Genomic DNA, 16,211 nt, shown 5'->3' with positions numbered 1-16,211 from the left:
CATGTGACGACGAGGCTGAGAACCTGTCCGGAGCCCGCCACGCCTGCTGCAGGCGGGACTCCGACCGGTGCTGCATAGCTTATTTCAGCAGCAGCTTCCAGGGTTTGAGCGTCGCCACAGTATGGGCCTGTGCCTGGCGAGCGACCAGCACTTCGGCGTCGTTGGCGCAGGTGGCCAGTGCCTCCAGCTTGGCCAGTTCGCCATACAGGCGATCCAGCTCTGGCAGCTCCGGTACCTGCCGAGCCATGCGCAGCCAGGCCAACAGGCGTTCGATGCGCGGCAGCTGTTCGGCCAGGGCTTCGGGGAACTGCTGGTAGTGTTTCAGGCGCAGTCCTTCGGCTTCTTCGGCCAGTAGGGTCGGCAGCCAGTTGCCCAGCGCGGCCTTGCCCTGGCGCTCGCCGCGCGCGTTGCGGCCAACGGTCCAGGTACGTTGCAGCAGCCAGCGCGACAGCTGCAGGGACAGCAGGCCCCAGCGATTGCCCTGCAGTTCGCCGGCGAACATGGCCGGGGCGTTATGCCGCAGTGCCTCGTCGTCACGGCCTGCGGCCAGGCGCGGGCGCCAGTCGGTCAGCAGGGCGTCGAGCGCCTCGCGCAGCTCGCGGCTGGAGGCGCGCGGTGCGGCCTGACCGAGGCTGCCGAGCAGGGCGCGCAGATCGATCAGCTGCTGCAGCCATTGCTCCAGCAGTTTCCAGTGGCCGTTCCAGCGGTACTGCTCGGCCAGGCGCTGGCTGCTGCCGAGCAGATGCCAGGCGATGGCGGTGATGGCGTCGTCCAGCGTCATCTCGGCGGTCAGCGCCGGTGGCGGCAGGGCCAGGCCATAGCTGCCGGAGTCGAACAGACGGTAACCGCGTTCGGCCTTGCTGATGTCGCAGGGCATCAGCGGCAGGTCGGCGGCCAGTTCGCAGGCCAGTTCCAGCAGGGCCGCCGGGTCGCCTTCACGCAGCTCCAGTTCCAGTTCGCAGATCTCTTCCTCGCCCTCGCCGGCAATCACCTTGCCCAGGTCGAGCGCCGCCTCGATCACGGTCTTGGCCTTGCCGCGACCCCAGGCGATTTCGGCTTTCTCACGGACGAAGTCGGTGGTGAAGATCGGCTGCAGACTTTTCTTGTCCAGCTCGGCCAGGCTGGCCGGCCAGCAGTCGTCGCTGAGCAGCTTGGTGTCCAGCTTGGCTTTTTTCAGGTACCAGTCCCACTCGTTGCGCTCGGACAGGCCGGCGACGCTCTGACCACGACTTTTCAGGGTCTGGATGATCTGCTCGCCATCACGCCGCAGGCGCAGCGCGACGCGCGCACCGGCCAGGTCGCGGGATGGGGTGTCGAAGTACTGGTTGAACAGCTCACAGCGCTGCCAGCCGGACTTGTTGCGCTTTTTCAGCAGCGGGTGGTCACGCAGGGCGGCGAGGGTTTCGCGGCTGACGCGCAGCTTGATCTCGGTTTCTTTGTTCATGCGAAAGCGGCCCTTTGAGGTTGTTTCTTCTGGCGAGTATGCCGGGTGGTGCTCGGCGAGCGATGCCGTGGCAGTGCGATCTGCCGTGCAGAGACGCCACTGTCGGGCGGCGACTGGATGAGGTACAGCCAGAGCAGTGAACGGTCGCGCGAGTACTGACGATGGTTATGACCCGAGTGCTGCCGGGTAGTGTACGCGTGAGAACCGCCCGCGTGTCCTGGGGCCAGTAGCGCTTGAACTGCTCGACTGCCATGTGCTGCGTCCACCGGGCTGTCTGTGCGCATCGTAATTCAGGGCAGGGCGATTCTGTTGATTGCCTGCAGTGGCCCGCAGCCCAGGCGGTGTAACGACAAGGCCGCCCTCGGGCGGCCTTGCGGGCGATGGACGGGTACGTCAGACGAACAGCTTCACGCCGAGCCAGAACAGACTCGCGGACAGCAGAATGGTAGCCGGCAATGTCAGCACCCACGCCATCAGAATGTTACGCACCGTACCGAATTGCAGGCCGCTCTTGTTGGCGACCATGGTGCCGGCGACGCCCGAGGACAGCACGTGGGTCGTGGAGACGGGCAGGCTGTAGACGTTGGCTAGGCCGATGGCGATCGATGCGGTGATCTGTGCACTCATGCCCTGGGCGTAGGTCATGCCCTGCTTGCCGATCTTCTCGCCGACGGTGAGTACTACGCGCTTCCAGCCGATCATGGTGCCGATACCCAGCGCCAGGGCCACGGCGAAGATCACCCAGAGGGGCGCGTACTCGGTGGTGGCGGTGAGATCCTTACGTAGCTTCTCCAGGTCCGCCTTTTCGCGCTTGGCCAGGCCGTCGAGTTTGCCGACTTTCTTCGCGGTATCGTCCAGGCACAGCAGGTAACGACGCACCTGGGTGCGTTTTTCCTGGTCCATCTGGTTGTAGTTGGTGATGCCCTCGAGGCTCTGCAGCAGGGCGGCGATGGTCGGTTCGGTCAGCTTGGCGTCGCAACGGAACTTCTTCGGCATTTCGGTGGTGCCGTTCTTGCCGAGAGCCAGGTACTCGCTCAGCGAGTCATGGTTGCGCTCGTAGAACTGTTGCAGATGCTGGGCCGCGTCGCGGGTACGCTCGATCTGGTAGGTGGTGCTGTTGAGATCCAGGACGAACTTGGCGGGGACGATGCCGATCAGTACCAGCATGATCAGGCCGATACCCTTCTGGCCGTCGTTGGAGCCGTGCACGAAGCTGACACCCATGGCCGAAACGATCAGTACCAGGCGGTTCCAGAACGGTGGCTTCTTCTTGCCCTTGACCTCCATGCGACTTTCCGGAGTCTCGTGCATCTTCGAACCGGCGAAGGCGCGACGCAGGGCGATCAGGATCAGCGCGGCCACGGCGAAGCCAGCCAGCGGCGACAGCAGCAGAGAAAGACCAATATCGATCGCTTTCTGCCAGTTCACTCCCTCGGCCAGCGACACCTGGGTGAGCAGGGCGTTGGCCAGGCCGACACCCAGGATCGAGCCGATCAGGGTGTGCGAGCTGGAGGCCGGGATGCCGAAGTACCAGGTACCCAGGTTCCAGGCGATGGCTGCGGTCAGCAGGGAGAACACCATCACCAGACCGTGGGCCGTGTTGACGTTGATCAGCAGCTCCACCGGCAGCAGGTGGACGATGGCGTAGGCCACGCCGATACCACCGAGCACCACGCCGAGGAAGTTGAAGATGCCCGAGGCGACTACTGCGAGGTGCGGCGGCATCGCCTTGGTGTAGATGACCGTGGCCACCGCGTTGGCGGTGTCATGGAAACCGTTGATGAATTCGAAGGTCAGGACAAAGGCGAGGGCCAGGACCAGGCTGATGGCGACCCAGGCATCGAGCCCGCTGAATATCTCGAACATGACGTTTTTGTGACCGAAAAAAGGGGCGCGAAGTATGCCAGATGGAGGAGATTTCTGCGCGTGGCCTCGATTTCGAGTGCGTGGGGTCGGACGAAAGGTCGTTTCGGTGCCGCATAGGCAGCGGGCTCCGGCCTCTCTATCATGGGCCCAGACCACGGAGAATCCCCATGTCGCTTCCCTCCCTGAAGGACCAGTTTGCCGCGCTGATCGCCGCCCCTTCGGTGAGCTGTACCCAGCCGCACTGGGATCAATCCAATCGTACTGTCATCGAGCTGCTGGCCGGCTGGCTGGCTGAACTCGGCTTCGCCTTCGAGATTCAGGAGGTGGCGCCGGGCAAGGCCAACCTGCTGGCCACGCTCGGCAGCGGTCCCGGCGGCCTGGTGCTGGCCGGCCACAGCGATACGGTGCCTTTCGATGCCGCGCTGTGGCACAGCGACCCGCTCAGGTTGACCGAGCAGGGGGATCGCTGGGTGGGTCTCGGCGTGTGCGACATGAAGGGTTTCTTCCCGCTGGTGATCGAGGCGGTACGCGGTCTGCTCGACCAGCCGTTCCGGCAGCCACTGCTGGTGCTGGCCACCTGTGACGAGGAAAGCTCGATGGCCGGCGCCCGTGCCCTGGCCGCTGCCGGACGCCCGCTGGGGCGTGCGGCGGTGATCGGCGAACCGACCGGCCTGAAGCCGATCCGTCTGCACAAGGGCGTGATGATGGAGCGCATCGACATCCTCGGCCAGAGCGGTCATTCGTCCGACCCGAGCCTCGGTCACAGCGCCCTGGAGGCCATGCAGGACGTCATGGGCGAGTTGCGCCAGCTGCGCGCACAGTGGCAGCGCGAGTTCAACAATCCGCAGTTCGGCGTACCGCAGCCGACGCTGAACTTCGGTTGCATCCACGGTGGCGACAACCCCAACCGCATCTGCGGCCAGTGTGCCCTGGAGTTCGACCTGCGCCCGCTGCCCGGCATGGACCCTGAGCAGCTGCGTGCGGCCATCCGTGGCAAGCTGCAACCGCTGGCCGAAAGGCATCGGGTGCAGATCGACTATGCACCGTTGTTCGCCAACGTGCCGCCCTTCGAGCAGAGCGCCGACAGCGAACTGGTGCGCGTTGCGGAAAAGCTCACCGGGCATGCCGCGCAGGCGGTGGCATTCGGCACCGAAGCGCCGTATCTTCAGCAACTTGGCTGCGAGACCATCGTGCTCGGCCCAGGCGATATCGCCTGTGCTCATCAGCCGGGGGAGTTTCTCGAACTGGCGCGCATCGAACCGACCGTGGCGCTGCTGCGCCAGCTGATCCAGCACTATTGCCTATGACCCGTTCACCCCTGCGAGGCGTGCCGATGTTGCGACGACGCTAGACCGACCTTTGCTGCTCCGCACCGGGGCAGGCACAACCTCGTTCGTCCGTCCTTGCTCACAGGCTTTACATGCACGACTACGTCAACTGGCTCCGCCACGCTTCGCCCTATATCAACGCCCACCGCGACTGCACCTTCGTGGTCATGCTGCCGGGCGAGGGTGTGGAGCATCCGAATTTCGGCAACATCGTTCACGACCTGGTGCTACTGCACAGCCTGGGCGTGCGCCTGGTGCTGGTACACGGCTCGCGCCCGCAGATCGAGGCGCGCCTGGTCGAGCGCGGTCTGACGCCGCGTTACCACCGCGACCTGCGCATCACCGATGGGCCGACCCTGGACTGCGTCATCGACGCTGTCGGGCGCCTGCGCATCGCCATCGAGGCACGCCTGTCGATGGATATGGCTGCCTCGCCGATGCAGGGCTCGCGCCTGCGCGTGTCTGGCGGCAACTTCGTCACCGCGCGGCCGATTGGCGTGGTCGATGGCATCGACTATCACCACACCGGCGAAGTGCGCCGGGTCGACCGCAAGGGCATCAGTCGCCTGCTCGACGAGCGCAGCATCGTGCTGCTCTCTGCGCTTGGCTATTCGCCCACCGGGGAAATCTTCAACCTGGCCTGCGAGGACGTCGCCACCCGTGCCGCCATTGACCTGCAGGCCGACAAGCTGCTGCTGTACTCCGCCGAGCGGGGTCTGATCGACGAGGCCGGCAAGCTGGTGCGCGAGCTGCGTCCGCAGCAGGTGCCGGCGCACCTGGCGCGCCTCGGCAGCTGCTACCAGGCCGAGCTGCTCGACGCCGCCGCCCAGGCCTGCCGCGGCGGGGTCAAGCGCAGTCATATCGTCAGCTACATGGAAGACGGCTCGCTGCTCACCGAGCTGTTCACCCGCGACGGCGGCGGAACCCTGGTCGACCAGGAGCAGTTCGAATCGCTGCGCGAGGCGACCATCGAGGACGTCGGCGGCCTGATCGAGCTGATCACCCCGCTGGAGGACCAGGGCATCCTGGTACGCCGCTCGCGCGAGGTGCTGGAGCGCGAGATCGGCCAGTTCAGCATCGTCGAGCGCGATGGTCTGATCATCGCCTGTGCCGCGCTCTACCCGATCGCCGACTCGGATGCCGGCGAGCTGGCCTGCCTGGCGGTCAACCCGGAGTATCGCCACGGTGGGCGCGGTGACGAGCTGCTGGAGCGCATCGAGGAACGCGCCCGCGCACTCGGGCTGAAGACGCTCTACGTACTCACCACCCGTACCGCGCACTGGTTCCAGGAGCGTGGCTTCGAGCCCAGCGCGGTGGAGCGCCTGCCGGCGGCGCGCGCCTCGCTGTACAACTATCAGCGCAACTCGAAGATCTTCGAAAAGGCGCTCTGAACACCTGTTGCGCATGGGGCGTAGGGCGTCAGGCAAGAAAAAGGGCCGCGAGTGCGGCCCTTTTTTCAGGTGATTCGGCTCAGGCGCTGCGTCGCTGATGCAGGGCGTACTGTTCGTTGCCATCGTCCCAGCCGGCTTCCCAGGCGGCGGCCAGCACTTCCACGGGGTGCGGTTGGGCCTGTTGCGGCTGGCCGGTGAGTCCGGCCATGTAGCCTTGCTGGTAGGCCTTGTTGAGGCTTTCCAGGCTCCAGTCGTGGTTGTCTTCAGCGGGCGTCATGGCAGTGGCCAATGCGGGTTTCCCCACAGGCTAGCCTGACTCGGAGGCCGCGGCGTGCCGCTGGTCAGAACCGAACGGTCGACGTGGCGGATTTGTGACGGACTACCGCTGGCTGCGTCAGTCCGTCACCCAGGTGCCTGATTTCAAACGCCAATGCCGAGGATGCTGGCCTGGTAGGCGGCGACGAAGGTGTCGAAATCGCCGGTTGGCGCCGCTTCCAGTTCGGCCTGCTCGGCCAGTGACTGGCGCGCCATGCGTTCGAAGGCGGCTTCTTCGCTCGCCGTCAGCGGCTGGCTGCGGAAGGTGGCGGCATGCGCCTTGCTCTGGCGCAGGGCGAAGTCGCGGAAACGTTCGCCACGCGCCTGCAGTTCGGTCAGCACCTGGGCCGACGGCGTCAGGCTGGCGTCCTCGACCTTGCGCCGCTGCAGCTGCACGGCATTGCGGTAGGCGTCGCCACCGTAGGCGCGGTCGAGCAGCGCGGCGATGGGCGCGAAGGCGTCGAGCAGCTCGCCGGCCCAGGCCTGCAGTTCGATCTGCTCACCGTCGCGTTGCAGGTGCAGGCCCGGGCGGCGTCCCTCCTTGACCGTCTTGAGGAAGTTCTCGGTGCTGGCGCGGCATACGCCGCTGGCGAGCAGCGGGCTGTCCTGCAGGGCGCAGAACAGGATGAAGGCGTCGAGGAAGCGCGCCTGGTCGAGGTCGATACCCAGCGGCAGGTAGGGGTTGATGTCCAGGCAACGCACTTCTACGTACTGCACGCCGCGGCTCATCAGGGCCTGGATCGGACGCTCGCCGGAGTAGGTGACGCGCTTGGGGCGGATGCTCGAGTAGTACTCGTTCTCGATCTGGATGATGTTGGTGTTGAGCTGCAGCCACTCGCCGTTGGCATCCTTGGTGCCGATCTCGGCATAGGCCGGGTAGGGCGTCGCCACGGCGCTGCGCAGGCTCTCGGTGTAGCTGGCGAGGTCGTTGTAGCAGGGCGTCAGGCCCGACTGGGCGCTGCTCTGGTAGCCCAGGTCGCTCATGCGCAGGCTGGTGGCGTACGGCAGATAGAGGGTGTCGGCATCCAGCTGCTGCAGCTGGTGCGGGCGACCGCGCAGGAAGCTGGCGTCCAGCGCCGGCGAGGCGCCGAACAGGTACATCAGCAGCCAGCTGTAGCGGCGGAAATTGCGGATCAGCGCGATGTAAGCGGCGGACTGGTAGTCGCGCGCACTCTGCGTGTCGCCGTCGAGCTGCTGCAGCAACGGCCAGATGCCCTCGGCCAGGCTGAAGTTGTAGTGGATGCCGGCGATGCACTGCATGGTCTTGCCGTAGCGCAGGGCCAGGCCCTGACGGTAGACGTATTTGAGGCGGCCGATATTGGAGCTGCCATAGCGGGCGATCGGGATGTCCGCTTCCTCCGGCAGCCGGCCGGGCATCGACGGGCTCCACAGGTACTCGCCGTCCAGGCGGCTGGCGGCGAAACGGTGGATACGTTCGAGGTCGGCCAGGGTGTCGGCCGGGTCGGGCTCGGCCGGGGTGATGAACTCCAGCAGGGCCTCGGAATAGTCGGTGGTGATCTGTGCATGGGTCAGCGCCGAGCCCAGCGCGACCGGATGCGGCGTCTGCGCCAGCTCACCGTTGGCGGTGACGCGCAGGGTCTCGCGCTCGATGCCGTGCAGGCAGCGGGTCAGCAGGGACAGGTGGTCGGCCTCGCCGAGCAGAGCCAGGCGGCGGTTGAGGAGATCGCTCAAGATTCTTGTTCCTTCACTCGACGGTCGCCCCTATATGGGGGTGGAGCCGCCACACTGCAAGTCGGATGCGGACCGGCGCTGTCGCCTGACCGGAAGGGGAGGATGCGCTGATAGCCGGGATCGGCGCAATGCCTGCGACTCCCCTCTCCCGGAGGGAGAGGGGAGTCGGATCACTTACAGATAAAGGTGGCCTGGGCGGTGGCGATCAGCTTGTCGCCCTGTTCCACCCGCGCTTCCAGTACATGCACCTTGCGTCCGGCATTGAGCACGCGGGCGTGGCAGACCACTTCGCCGGCCTCGACGCCGCGGATGTAGTTGACCTTGCACTCCAGGGTCATGCTGCCGGCCTCGCCGCCGAACAGGCTGTGGCTGGCCTGGCCGAGGGCGGTGTCGATCAGTGAGTAGAGCGCGCCGCCGTGCATGCGCCCGTGCAGGTTGAGCATCTGCTCCTGCATGGCCATGCGCAGCTCGGCCTCGCCGTTCTCGGCGCGCAGGATGCGGATGCCGAGCAGGCGGCTGAAGTTGCTGTCTTTGCCGACGGGCGATGCGTCACTCATGGGTTACTTCCTCAGCTGCTTGGCGTTGGCGAACAACGAGGCCATGGCCGCGTTGGCTGGGGCCGGCTTGTCCTGGCTGGAGTGGCGCTCGCTGCGCGGCGAGTTGCCGCCGCGGTTCTGGCCACCACGCGGGCCCTCGGTCTTCTGCCCCGGGGTATCGCTCATGCGCATGGACAGGCCGACACGGTTGCGCGGGATGTCCACTTCCATGACTTTCACTTTGACGATATCGCCCGCCTTGACCACCTCATAGGGGTCTTTGACGAACTTTTCCGACAGTGCCGAGATGTGTACCAGGCCGTCCTGGTGCACGCCGATGTCGACGAAGGCGCCGAAGTTGGTGACGTTGGTCACCACGCCTTCGAGGATCATGCCCGGCTGCAGGTCCTTGAGGCTCTCGACGCCGTCCTGGAACTCGGCGGTCTTGAACTCCGGACGCGGGTCTCGCCCCGGCTTGTCCAGTTCCTTGAGGATGTCGGTGACGGTCGGCAGACCGAAGCTCTCGTCGGTGAAGCGCTTGGGATCGAGGCTGCGCAGGAAGCTGGAGTCACCGATCAGCGAGCGGATGTCGCGGCCGGTGTCGGCGGCGATGCGTTGCACCAGCGGATAGGTTTCCGGGTGCACGGCGGAGGCGTCCAGCGGGTTGTCGCCGTTCATTACGCGGAGGAAGCCGGCGGCCTGCTCGAAGGTCTTGTCGCCCAGGCGCGGCACCTTCTTCAGCTCGTTGCGGCTCTTGAACGCGCCGTTGGCATCGCGGAACTGCACGATGTTCTGCGCCAGGGTGCTGTTGAGGCCGGAGATGCGCGCCAGCAGGGCGGCGGAGGCGGTGTTGACGTCCACGCCGACGGCGTTCACGCAGTCCTCGACCACCGCATCCAGCGAGCGCGCCAACTTCAGCTGCGACACGTCGTGCTGGTACTGGCCGACGCCGATGGATTTCGGGTCGATCTTCACCAGCTCGGCCAGCGGGTCCTGCAGGCGGCGGGCGATGGAGACGGCGCCACGCAGCGACACGTCCATGTCGGGGAACTCGCGCGCGGCCAGCTCGGAGGCGGAGTAAACCGAGGCGCCGGCCTCGGAGACCATCACCTTGGTCAGCTTGAGCGCCGGCAGCTTCTTGATCAGGTCGGCGGCCAGCTTGTCGGTCTCGCGGCTGGCGGTGCCGTTGCCGATCGAGATCAGGTCCACCGCATGCTTGGCGCACAGCTTGGCGAGGATGGCCAGGGTGCCGTCCCAGTCGTTGCGCGGTGCGTGCGGGTAGACGGTGGTGGTTTCCAGCACCTTGCCGGTGGCGTCGACCACCGCCACCTTGCAGCCGGTGCGCAGGCCCGGGTCCAGCGCCAGGGTGGCGCGCGGGCCGGCCGGGGCGGCCAGCAGCAGGTCGTGCAGGTTGCGGGCGAACACGGTGATCGCCTCGTCCTCGGCCTTCTCGCGCAGCTCGCCGAGCAGGTCGGTTTCCAGGTGGGTGTAGAGCTTGACCTTCCAGGTCCAGCGCACCACCTCGCCCAGCCACTTGTCGGCGGCGCGGCCGCGCTGTTCGATGCCGAAGCGCTCGGCGATCATCAGTTCGCACGGGTGCATCGTGCCGGGGGCTTCGTCGCCGACCTTGAGGCTGGCGCCGAGGATGCCTTCGTTGCGCCCGCGGAAGATCGCCAGGGCGCGGTGCGACGGTACGTTCTTCAGCGGCTCGTCGTGCTCGAAGTAATCACTGAACTTGGCGCCTTCGGCTTCCTTGCCGGCGACCACGCGGGCGCTGAGAGTGGCTTCGTGCTTCAGGAAGGAGCGCAGCTTGTCGAGCAGGCTGGCGTCCTCGGCGAAGCGCTCCATCAGGATGTACTTGGCGCCTTCCAGCACGGCCTTCACATCGGCGAAGCCCTTGTCGGCATCGACGAAACGCGCAGCCTCGGCTTCCGGGTTGAGGCTCGGGTCATTGAACAGGCCGTCGGCCAGCTCGCCGAGGCCGGCTTCCAGGGCGATCTGGCCCTTGGTGCGGCGTTTCTGCTTGTACGGCAGATACAAGTCTTCGAGACGCGTCTTGGTGTCGGCCTCGTTGATTTCGCGGGTCAGTTCGGGGGTCAGCTTGCCCTGTTCCTCGATGCTGGCGAGGATGGCGGCACGGCGCTCGTCCAGTTCACGCAGGTAACGCAGGCGCTCTTCCAGGTGGCGCAACTGGGTGTCGTCCAGGCTGCCGGTGACTTCCTTCCGGTAACGGGCGATAAAGGGCACGGTGGAGCCTTCATCGAGCAGCGCCACGGCGGCGGCCACCTGTTGCGGGAGGACGCCGAGCTCGGCGGCGATACGCTTGTTGATGCTATCCATGAAACCTACCTGACAGAATTACCACGCCGAGGCCGACGCGAAAGCGCCGCATTATAAACACCGCCCCGGAAGGGCATGGGAACCGTTCGTGGGAAAAATCTGCTAACAATGGCCGCAGCCGGGCCTGGGCGGCCTTCGGCCATAATGCGGCCACAGTCAAAGGGGAAATTGCATGAGTACCGCTGCCGCGCCGGAAGGCGAAAAAATCCTGATAGTCGACGATGATCCAGGCCTGCGCCGTCTGCTGGAGCGCTTCCTCAGCGAGCAGGGCTACCGCGTGCGCGCGGTGGAGAACGTCGAGCAGATGGATCGCCTGCTGGCCCGTGAGCTGTTCCAGCTGCTGGTGCTCGACCTCATGCTGCCGGGCGAGGACGGCCTGTCCGCCTGCCGTCGTCTGCGCGAGGCGAACAACCAGATGCCGATCATCATGCTCACCGCCAAGGGCGACGAGGCCAGCCGCATCCAGGGCCTGGAAGGCGGCGCCGACGACTACCTGGCCAAGCCGTTCAACCCTCGCGAGCTGCTGGCACGGATCAAAGCCGTGCTGCGCCGCCAGGCGCCGGTGGTGCCGGGTGCGCCAGCCAGCGAGGATGAAACGGTGAGCTTCGGCGAGTACGAGCTGTCGCTGGCCACCCGCGAGCTGAAGAAGGGCGACGAAGTGCACATGCTCACCACTGGTGAATTCGCTGTGCTCAAGGCCCTGGTGCAGCATGCCCGTGAGCCGCTGACCCGCGACAAGCTGATGAACCTGGCGCGCGGTCGCGAGTGGGATGCCCTGGAGCGCTCCATCGACGTGCAGATTTCCCGCCTGCGCCGGCTGATCGAGCCGGACCCGTCCAAGCCGCGCTATATCCAGACCGTTTGGGGTGTGGGTTACGTGTTCGTGCCGGATGGCAGCAAATCCTGACAAGTAGGGTGGATAACGCCGCTGGCGGCTTGTCCACCGTTGTGCCCGTCAGGTGGTTAAAGCCTGAGGCTGTTTTCCACCCTGCCCCGAGCCAAGCATGAAAACCCCCGTCTGGTTCCCGCAAAGCTTCTTCGCCCGCACCCTGTGGCTGGTGCTCATCGTCGTGCTGTTTTCCAAGGCGCTGACCCTGGTTTACCTGATGATGAACGAAGACATGCTGGTTGACCGCCAGTACAGCCATGGCGCGGCGTTGACCCTGCGCGCCTACTGGGCCGCGGAGCCGGAGGACCGGCCGCATATCGCGCAGGCCGCCACCCTCAGCCAGGTGCCGCACGAGAACGTGCCTGCTACCGAGCAGCACTGGCCCTACTCGGAGATATTCCTGCGTCAGATGCAGGCCGAGCTGGGCCCGGACACCGAGGTGCGGGTGCGGGTGCAAAGCCCGCCCGCGCTCTGGGTCAGGGCGCCCAGCCTGGGGCCGGACTGGCTCAAGGTGCCGCTCTACCCGCACCCGCTGCGCGGGCAGAAGATCTGGAGCGTGCTCGGCTGGTTCCTCGGCATCGGCCTGCTGTCCACCGCCGCCGCCTGGATCTTCGTGCGCCAGCTCAGCGCCCCGCTCAAGCGCCTGGTGTTCGCCGCGCGCCAATTCGGCCAGGGGCGCAGCGTGCGCCTGCCGGTCAGTGATACGCCCAGCGAGATGGCCGAGGTGTATCGGGCCTTCAACCAGATGGCCGAGGACATCGAGCAGGGCGCGCGTGAGCGCGAGCTGATGCTGGCCGGCGTCTCGCATGACTTGCGCACGCCGCTGACACGCCTGCGCCTGTCGCTGGAGATGCTGGGGGGCGATGCCGAGATGAGCGAGGACATGATCCGCGACATCGAGCACATGGACGCCATTCTCGACCAGTTCCTGGCCTTCATTCGCGACGGTCGTGACGAGAAACCCGAGCCGCTGCTGCTCGACGAGTTGGTGCGCGAGACGGTGGCTCCCTACAACCAGAAGGAAGACCGAGTTCGCCTGTGTCTGGAGCGGGTGCCCGCATTTCCGTTGCGGCGCGTCTCGCTGAAGCGTCTGCTGGTCAACCTGCTGGACAATGCGCTGCGTTACGGCGGGCAGAATGTCGAGGTGGTGACCAGTCTGGCGGGCGATGAGAGTGCCCCCTATGTCGTCCTCAGCGTGCTGGACCGCGGGCCGGGCATTGCGCCAGCGGAAATGGGCGAGATCTTCAACCCCTTCATTCGCGGTGACCGCGCGCGTGGTGGCAAGGGCACGGGGCTTGGGCTGGCCATCGTCAAGCGCATCGCCGCGCTGCACGGCGGCAGCGTGGAGCTGCGCAACCGCTCCGGCGGGGGCCTGGAGGCGCGCATCTGTCTGCCCCTGGGCTTGCTGTTGCCGCGCGACGCCAGCTGAGCGCGGCGCGCGCCACTGCCGAGTCCGTCGGCGTCACTCTAGCCCCGGCCTTTGGTTCGGGTCTGGCCGGGCATGGCATTCTTTTCCAGGTAGTCGATGATGATGCTGGCGACGTCCTTGCCGGTGGTGGTTTCGATACCTTCCAGGCCAGGCGAGGAGTTCACCTCCATCACCAGCGGCCCATGGTGGGAGCGCAGGATGTCCACCCCGGCTACCGACAGGCCCATCACTTTGGCCGCACGAATGGCGGTGGAGCGTTCCTCCGGGGTGATCTTGATCAGGCTGGCTACGCCTCCGCGGTGCAGGTTGGAGCGGAACTCGCCGGGCTTGGCCTGGCGTTTCATCGCGGCAATCACCTTGTCGCCGACCACGAAGCAGCGGATGTCGGCACCGCCGGCTTCCTTGATGTATTCCTGCACCATGATGTTCTGCTTCAGGCCCATGAAGGCCTCGATCACCGACTCTGCTGCTTTCTCCGTTTCGCACAGCACCACACCGATACCCTGAGTGCCTTCCAGCACCTTGATCACCAGCGGCGCGCCGTTGACCATCTGGATCAGGTCGGGAATGTCGTCCGGCGAGTGGGCAAAGCCGGTCACCGGCAGGCCGATACCCTTGCGTGACAGCAGCTGCAGCGAGCGCAGCTTGTCGCGCGAGCGGCTGATGGCCACCGACTCGTTGAGCGGGAACACGCCCTGCATCTCGAACTGGCGCAATACCGCACAGCCATAAAAGGTCACCGAGGCGCCGATGCGCGGGATCACGGCGTCGAAGCCCTCCAGCGGATGGCCGCGGTAGTGGATCTGTGGCTTGTGACTGGCGATGTTCATGTAGGCGCGCAGGGTATCGATCACCTGCATCTCGTGACCGCGTTGCTGGCCGGCTTCCACCAGGCGACGGGTCGAGTACAGGCGCGGATTGCGCGACAGGATGGCGATCTTCATTGGGCACCGGTAGGTGAAGGAAGCTGGGGTTTGTCTTGTACGTAGCTGAGCGCCGGGTTGACCACCAGTTGGCCGTCGATCAGGGCCTTGGCACCGAGCAGCACCCGGTAGCGCATGGTCTTGCGACAGGCGAGGGTGAAGTCCACCGACCACAGGCGATCGCCCAGGGCCAGCTGGGTGCGGATCACGTAGCGGGTCTGTGCCTGGCCATTCGAGCTCTTGATGGTCTTGACCGTGACCAGCGGGGCTTCGCAGTTGGCGTGGCGGCGTTGCACCAGGGTGCCGAGGTGCGCGGTGAAGCGCACCCAGCGCGTGCCGTCGCGTTCAAACGGCACGATGTCGCTGGCATGCAGGGTCGAGGTGCTGGCGCCGGTATCGATCTTGGCGCGCAGGCCGACCATGCCCAGTTCGGGCAGGTTGATCCATTCGCGCAGACCGATCACCGACAGTTGGTCGAAAGTCTTCAATGCAGGCTTTCCCCGGAAATTGGCAGGAGTTTAGCTGTGCCATGTGACAACGGCATCAGGCAAGATTCGGACCTGTGATGCAGTGATGTGGACCTGAGCATGAGTGACAAAGACGACAAGGTGCGCCTGGACAAGTGGTTGTGGGCAGCGCGTTTCTACAAGACCCGCTCCCTGGCCAAGGACGCTATAGAAGGTGGCAAGGTGCATTGCCGAGGCGAGCGCTGCAAGCCGGGCAAGGAGCCGAAAGTGGGGGACGAATATGTCATCCGTGCCGGTTTCGACGAGCGCACCGTGGTCGTGCGCGCACTGTCCATGGTGCGTCGTGGCGCGCCCGAGGCGCAGCTGCTGTATGAAGAAACCGCCGACAGCATCGCCCGTCGCGAGGAAGCGGCGGCCCTGCGCAAGGCTGGCGCGCTGGGGGTGCAGACCGATGGACGACCGAACAAGAAGCAGCGCCGGCAGATTCTCGGCCTGCGCGGCTGAGTACGCCGGCCATCCTGCGCGGCTTGGATGTGCCGGCATTTGTCCCTAAAATCCGAGTCATTCCCTGGGGCTTAGAGCGCGGCGCATCCGTTGGAGGCGTCGGCGGCCCGTCATCCTTTTTCGCAGGCGGTACCCATGCACGACCTCGATCATACCCAGCGCTTTCTGTTCGACGACAACGACGTTCGCGGCGAGATGGTCAGTCTCGCCGAGAGCTACCAGCACGTGCTGGCCAAGCATCCCTACCCGCAGCCGGTGGCCCAGTTGCTCGGCGAAATGCTCGCCGCGGCTGCCCTGCTGGTCGGAACCCTGAAGTTCGAGGGCCTGCTGATCCTGCAGGCGCGCTCCTCCGGTCCGGTGCCGCTGGTGATGATCGAATGCTCCAGCGAGCGCGAAGTGCGCGGCATCGCCCGCTACGACGCCGAGGCCGTGGACGCCGGCGCGGGTCTGCGCGACCTGATGCCGGACGGCGTGCTGGCGCTGACCATCGATCCGGCCAAGGGCCAGCGCTACCAGGGCATTGTCGAGCTGGAAGGCGACAGCCTGGCCGACAGCCTGACCGCCTACTTCGCTACCTCCGAACAGCTGCCGACCCGCTTCTGGCTGCGTGCCGACGGGCAGCGCGCGCGCGGCCTGCTGCTGCAGCAACTGCCGCCGCACCACCAGACCGAGGCCGAGGAACGTCAGGAAAGCTGGAACCACCTGCTGACCCTGGCCGATACCCTGACCGCCGAGGAGCTGCTGGGGCTGGACAACCCGACCGTGCTGCACCGCCTCTATCACCAGGAAGCCGTGCGCCTGTTCGAGCCAAGCCCGCTGCAGTTTCGTTGCAGCTGTTCGCGCGAGCGCTCGGCACGCGCGCTGATCAGCATCGGTCAGGCGGATGCCGAGGCACTGCTGGAGGAAAGCGGTGGTCAGGTGGAAATCGACTGCCAGTTCTGCAATCAGCGCTACTTCTTCGATGCCAGCGACGTGGCTCAGCTGTTCGTCACCGGAGACAGCCAGGAACCCTCGGCAACTCGCCATTGAGTGCGATAGCCGCACTCTATTGAAGGGTATAGTGGACAAGAGGCTGCCAAGGAGTGTG

The 16,211-nt window shown here is 65.9% G+C and carries 14 protein-coding genes; 6 read left to right on the top strand and 8 right to left on the bottom strand.

The annotated features are described in order from the left end of the window. Positions 1-79: 79 nt before the first annotated feature. Positions 80-1,444 carry a CYTH domain-containing protein gene (locus ACOAPY_RS19980; RefSeq protein WP_465154470.1) on the bottom strand — a complete coding sequence of 455 codons (1,365 nt, stop codon included), beginning with the start codon at positions 1,442-1,444 and terminating at the stop codon, positions 80-82. A 393-nt stretch (positions 1,445-1,837) separates the two neighbouring features. Further along, complete coding sequence (locus ACOAPY_RS19975) at positions 1,838-3,310, bottom strand: inorganic phosphate transporter (protein WP_465154469.1); 1,473 nt, start codon at positions 3,308-3,310, stop codon at positions 1,838-1,840. A 167-nt stretch (positions 3,311-3,477) separates the two neighbouring features. On the opposite strand from ACOAPY_RS19975, the gene argE reads away from it, so the two are divergent. Continuing rightward, positions 3,478-4,617 (top strand): acetylornithine deacetylase, encoded by a 1,140-nt coding sequence (gene argE / locus ACOAPY_RS19970; RefSeq protein ID WP_465154468.1) that lies wholly within the window; start codon positions 3,478-3,480, stop codon positions 4,615-4,617. Between the two features lie 113 nt (positions 4,618-4,730). Beyond that, positions 4,731-6,029 (top strand): amino-acid N-acetyltransferase, encoded by a 1,299-nt coding sequence (gene argA / locus ACOAPY_RS19965; RefSeq protein WP_076427349.1) that lies wholly within the window; start codon positions 4,731-4,733, stop codon positions 6,027-6,029. Between the two features lie 79 nt (positions 6,030-6,108). On the opposite strand, the gene rmf is transcribed toward argA, so the two are convergent. The 4 genes from rmf to ACOAPY_RS19945 all read right to left on the bottom strand — a co-directional run bounded on the left by rmf (position 6,109) and on the right by ACOAPY_RS19945 (position 10,912). Further along, complete coding sequence (gene rmf, locus ACOAPY_RS19960) at positions 6,109-6,306, bottom strand: ribosome modulation factor (protein WP_076581862.1); 198 nt, start codon at positions 6,304-6,306, stop codon at positions 6,109-6,111. A gap of 143 nt (positions 6,307-6,449) precedes the next feature. After that, positions 6,450-8,036 (bottom strand): glutamate--cysteine ligase, encoded by a 1,587-nt coding sequence (gene gshA / locus ACOAPY_RS19955; protein ID WP_465154467.1) that lies wholly within the window; start codon positions 8,034-8,036, stop codon positions 6,450-6,452. 170 nt (positions 8,037-8,206) lie between these two features. Further along, positions 8,207-8,593: a PaaI family thioesterase gene (locus ACOAPY_RS19950; protein WP_021699029.1), complete on the bottom strand. Its 387-nt coding sequence runs from the start codon at positions 8,591-8,593 to the stop codon at positions 8,207-8,209. Positions 8,594-8,596: 3 nt separating this feature from the next. Continuing rightward, positions 8,597-10,912, bottom strand: a complete 2,316-nt coding sequence (locus ACOAPY_RS19945) for a Tex family protein (RefSeq protein ID WP_465154466.1) — start codon at positions 10,910-10,912, stop codon at positions 8,597-8,599. Between the two features lie 172 nt (positions 10,913-11,084). Between ACOAPY_RS19945 and ompR the strand changes: the two genes are divergently transcribed. Together ompR and ACOAPY_RS19935 are read left to right on the top strand one after the other, a co-directional pair. Continuing rightward, the gene (gene ompR / locus ACOAPY_RS19940) at positions 11,085-11,819 is read left to right on the top strand and encodes an osmolarity response regulator transcription factor OmpR (RefSeq protein WP_076427357.1); all 735 of its coding nucleotides are present in this window, start codon (positions 11,085-11,087) and stop codon (positions 11,817-11,819) included. Between the two features lie 97 nt (positions 11,820-11,916). Further along, a complete protein-coding gene (locus ACOAPY_RS19935) occupies positions 11,917-13,230 on the top strand; it encodes an ATP-binding protein (protein WP_465154465.1) in 1,314 nt (437 codons plus the stop codon). A gap of 38 nt (positions 13,231-13,268) precedes the next feature. On the opposite strand, the gene rimK is transcribed toward ACOAPY_RS19935, so the two are convergent. Both rimK and rimB read right to left on the bottom strand, forming a co-directional pair. Continuing rightward, on the bottom strand, positions 13,269-14,174 hold the full coding sequence (gene rimK / locus ACOAPY_RS19930) for a 30S ribosomal protein S6--L-glutamate ligase (protein WP_076581204.1): 906 nt from the start codon (positions 14,172-14,174) through the stop codon (positions 13,269-13,271). Then, positions 14,171-14,641, bottom strand: a complete 471-nt coding sequence (gene rimB / locus ACOAPY_RS19925; protein ID WP_465154464.1) for a retropepsin-like aspartic endopeptidase RimB — start codon at positions 14,639-14,641, stop codon at positions 14,171-14,173. Before rimB ends, rimK begins: the two co-directional genes overlap by 4 nt. 99 nt (positions 14,642-14,740) lie before the next feature. Between rimB and ACOAPY_RS19920 the strand changes: the two genes are divergently transcribed. Further along, positions 14,741-15,124: an RNA-binding S4 domain-containing protein gene (locus ACOAPY_RS19920; RefSeq protein WP_061905619.1), complete on the top strand. Its 384-nt coding sequence runs from the start codon at positions 14,741-14,743 to the stop codon at positions 15,122-15,124. A 135-nt stretch (positions 15,125-15,259) separates the two neighbouring features. Next, positions 15,260-16,153 carry an Hsp33 family molecular chaperone HslO gene (gene hslO / locus ACOAPY_RS19915; RefSeq protein WP_021699021.1) on the top strand — a complete coding sequence of 298 codons (894 nt, stop codon included), beginning with the start codon at positions 15,260-15,262 and terminating at the stop codon, positions 16,151-16,153. Positions 16,154-16,211 lie beyond the last annotated feature (58 nt).

The organism is Pseudomonas stagnisoli (assembly GCF_048595745.1).
GTDB lineage: Bacteria > Pseudomonadota > Gammaproteobacteria > Pseudomonadales > Pseudomonadaceae > Aquipseudomonas > Aquipseudomonas alcaligenes_A.
The sequence above is the reverse complement of the archived record's forward strand: the minus strand, read 5'-3'. Positions and strand labels throughout refer to the sequence as shown.

Coding starts and splice junctions, on each gene's coding strand:
- ACOAPY_RS19980 (WP_465154470.1), bottom strand. CDS start 1,444: ATGAACAAAGAAACCGAGATCAAGCTGCGCGTCAGCCGCGAAACCCTC.
- ACOAPY_RS19920 (WP_061905619.1), top strand. CDS start 14,741: ATGAGTGACAAAGACGACAAGGTGCGCCTGGACAAGTGGTTGTGGGCA.
- rimK (WP_076581204.1), bottom strand. CDS start 14,174: ATGAAGATCGCCATCCTGTCGCGCAATCCGCGCCTGTACTCGACCCGT.
- ACOAPY_RS19975 (WP_465154469.1), bottom strand. CDS start 3,310: ATGTTCGAGATATTCAGCGGGCTCGATGCCTGGGTCGCCATCAGCCTG.
- ACOAPY_RS19950 (WP_021699029.1), bottom strand. CDS start 8,593: ATGAGTGACGCATCGCCCGTCGGCAAAGACAGCAACTTCAGCCGCCTG.
- ACOAPY_RS19935 (WP_465154465.1), top strand. CDS start 11,917: ATGAAAACCCCCGTCTGGTTCCCGCAAAGCTTCTTCGCCCGCACCCTG.
- ACOAPY_RS19945 (WP_465154466.1), bottom strand. CDS start 10,912: ATGGATAGCATCAACAAGCGTATCGCCGCCGAGCTCGGCGTCCTCCCG.
- ompR (WP_076427357.1), top strand. CDS start 11,085: ATGAGTACCGCTGCCGCGCCGGAAGGCGAAAAAATCCTGATAGTCGAC.
- rmf (WP_076581862.1), bottom strand. CDS start 6,306: ATGACGCCCGCTGAAGACAACCACGACTGGAGCCTGGAAAGCCTCAAC.
- argA (WP_076427349.1), top strand. CDS start 4,731: ATGCACGACTACGTCAACTGGCTCCGCCACGCTTCGCCCTATATCAAC.
- argE (WP_465154468.1), top strand. CDS start 3,478: ATGTCGCTTCCCTCCCTGAAGGACCAGTTTGCCGCGCTGATCGCCGCC.
- hslO (WP_021699021.1), top strand. CDS start 15,260: ATGCACGACCTCGATCATACCCAGCGCTTTCTGTTCGACGACAACGAC.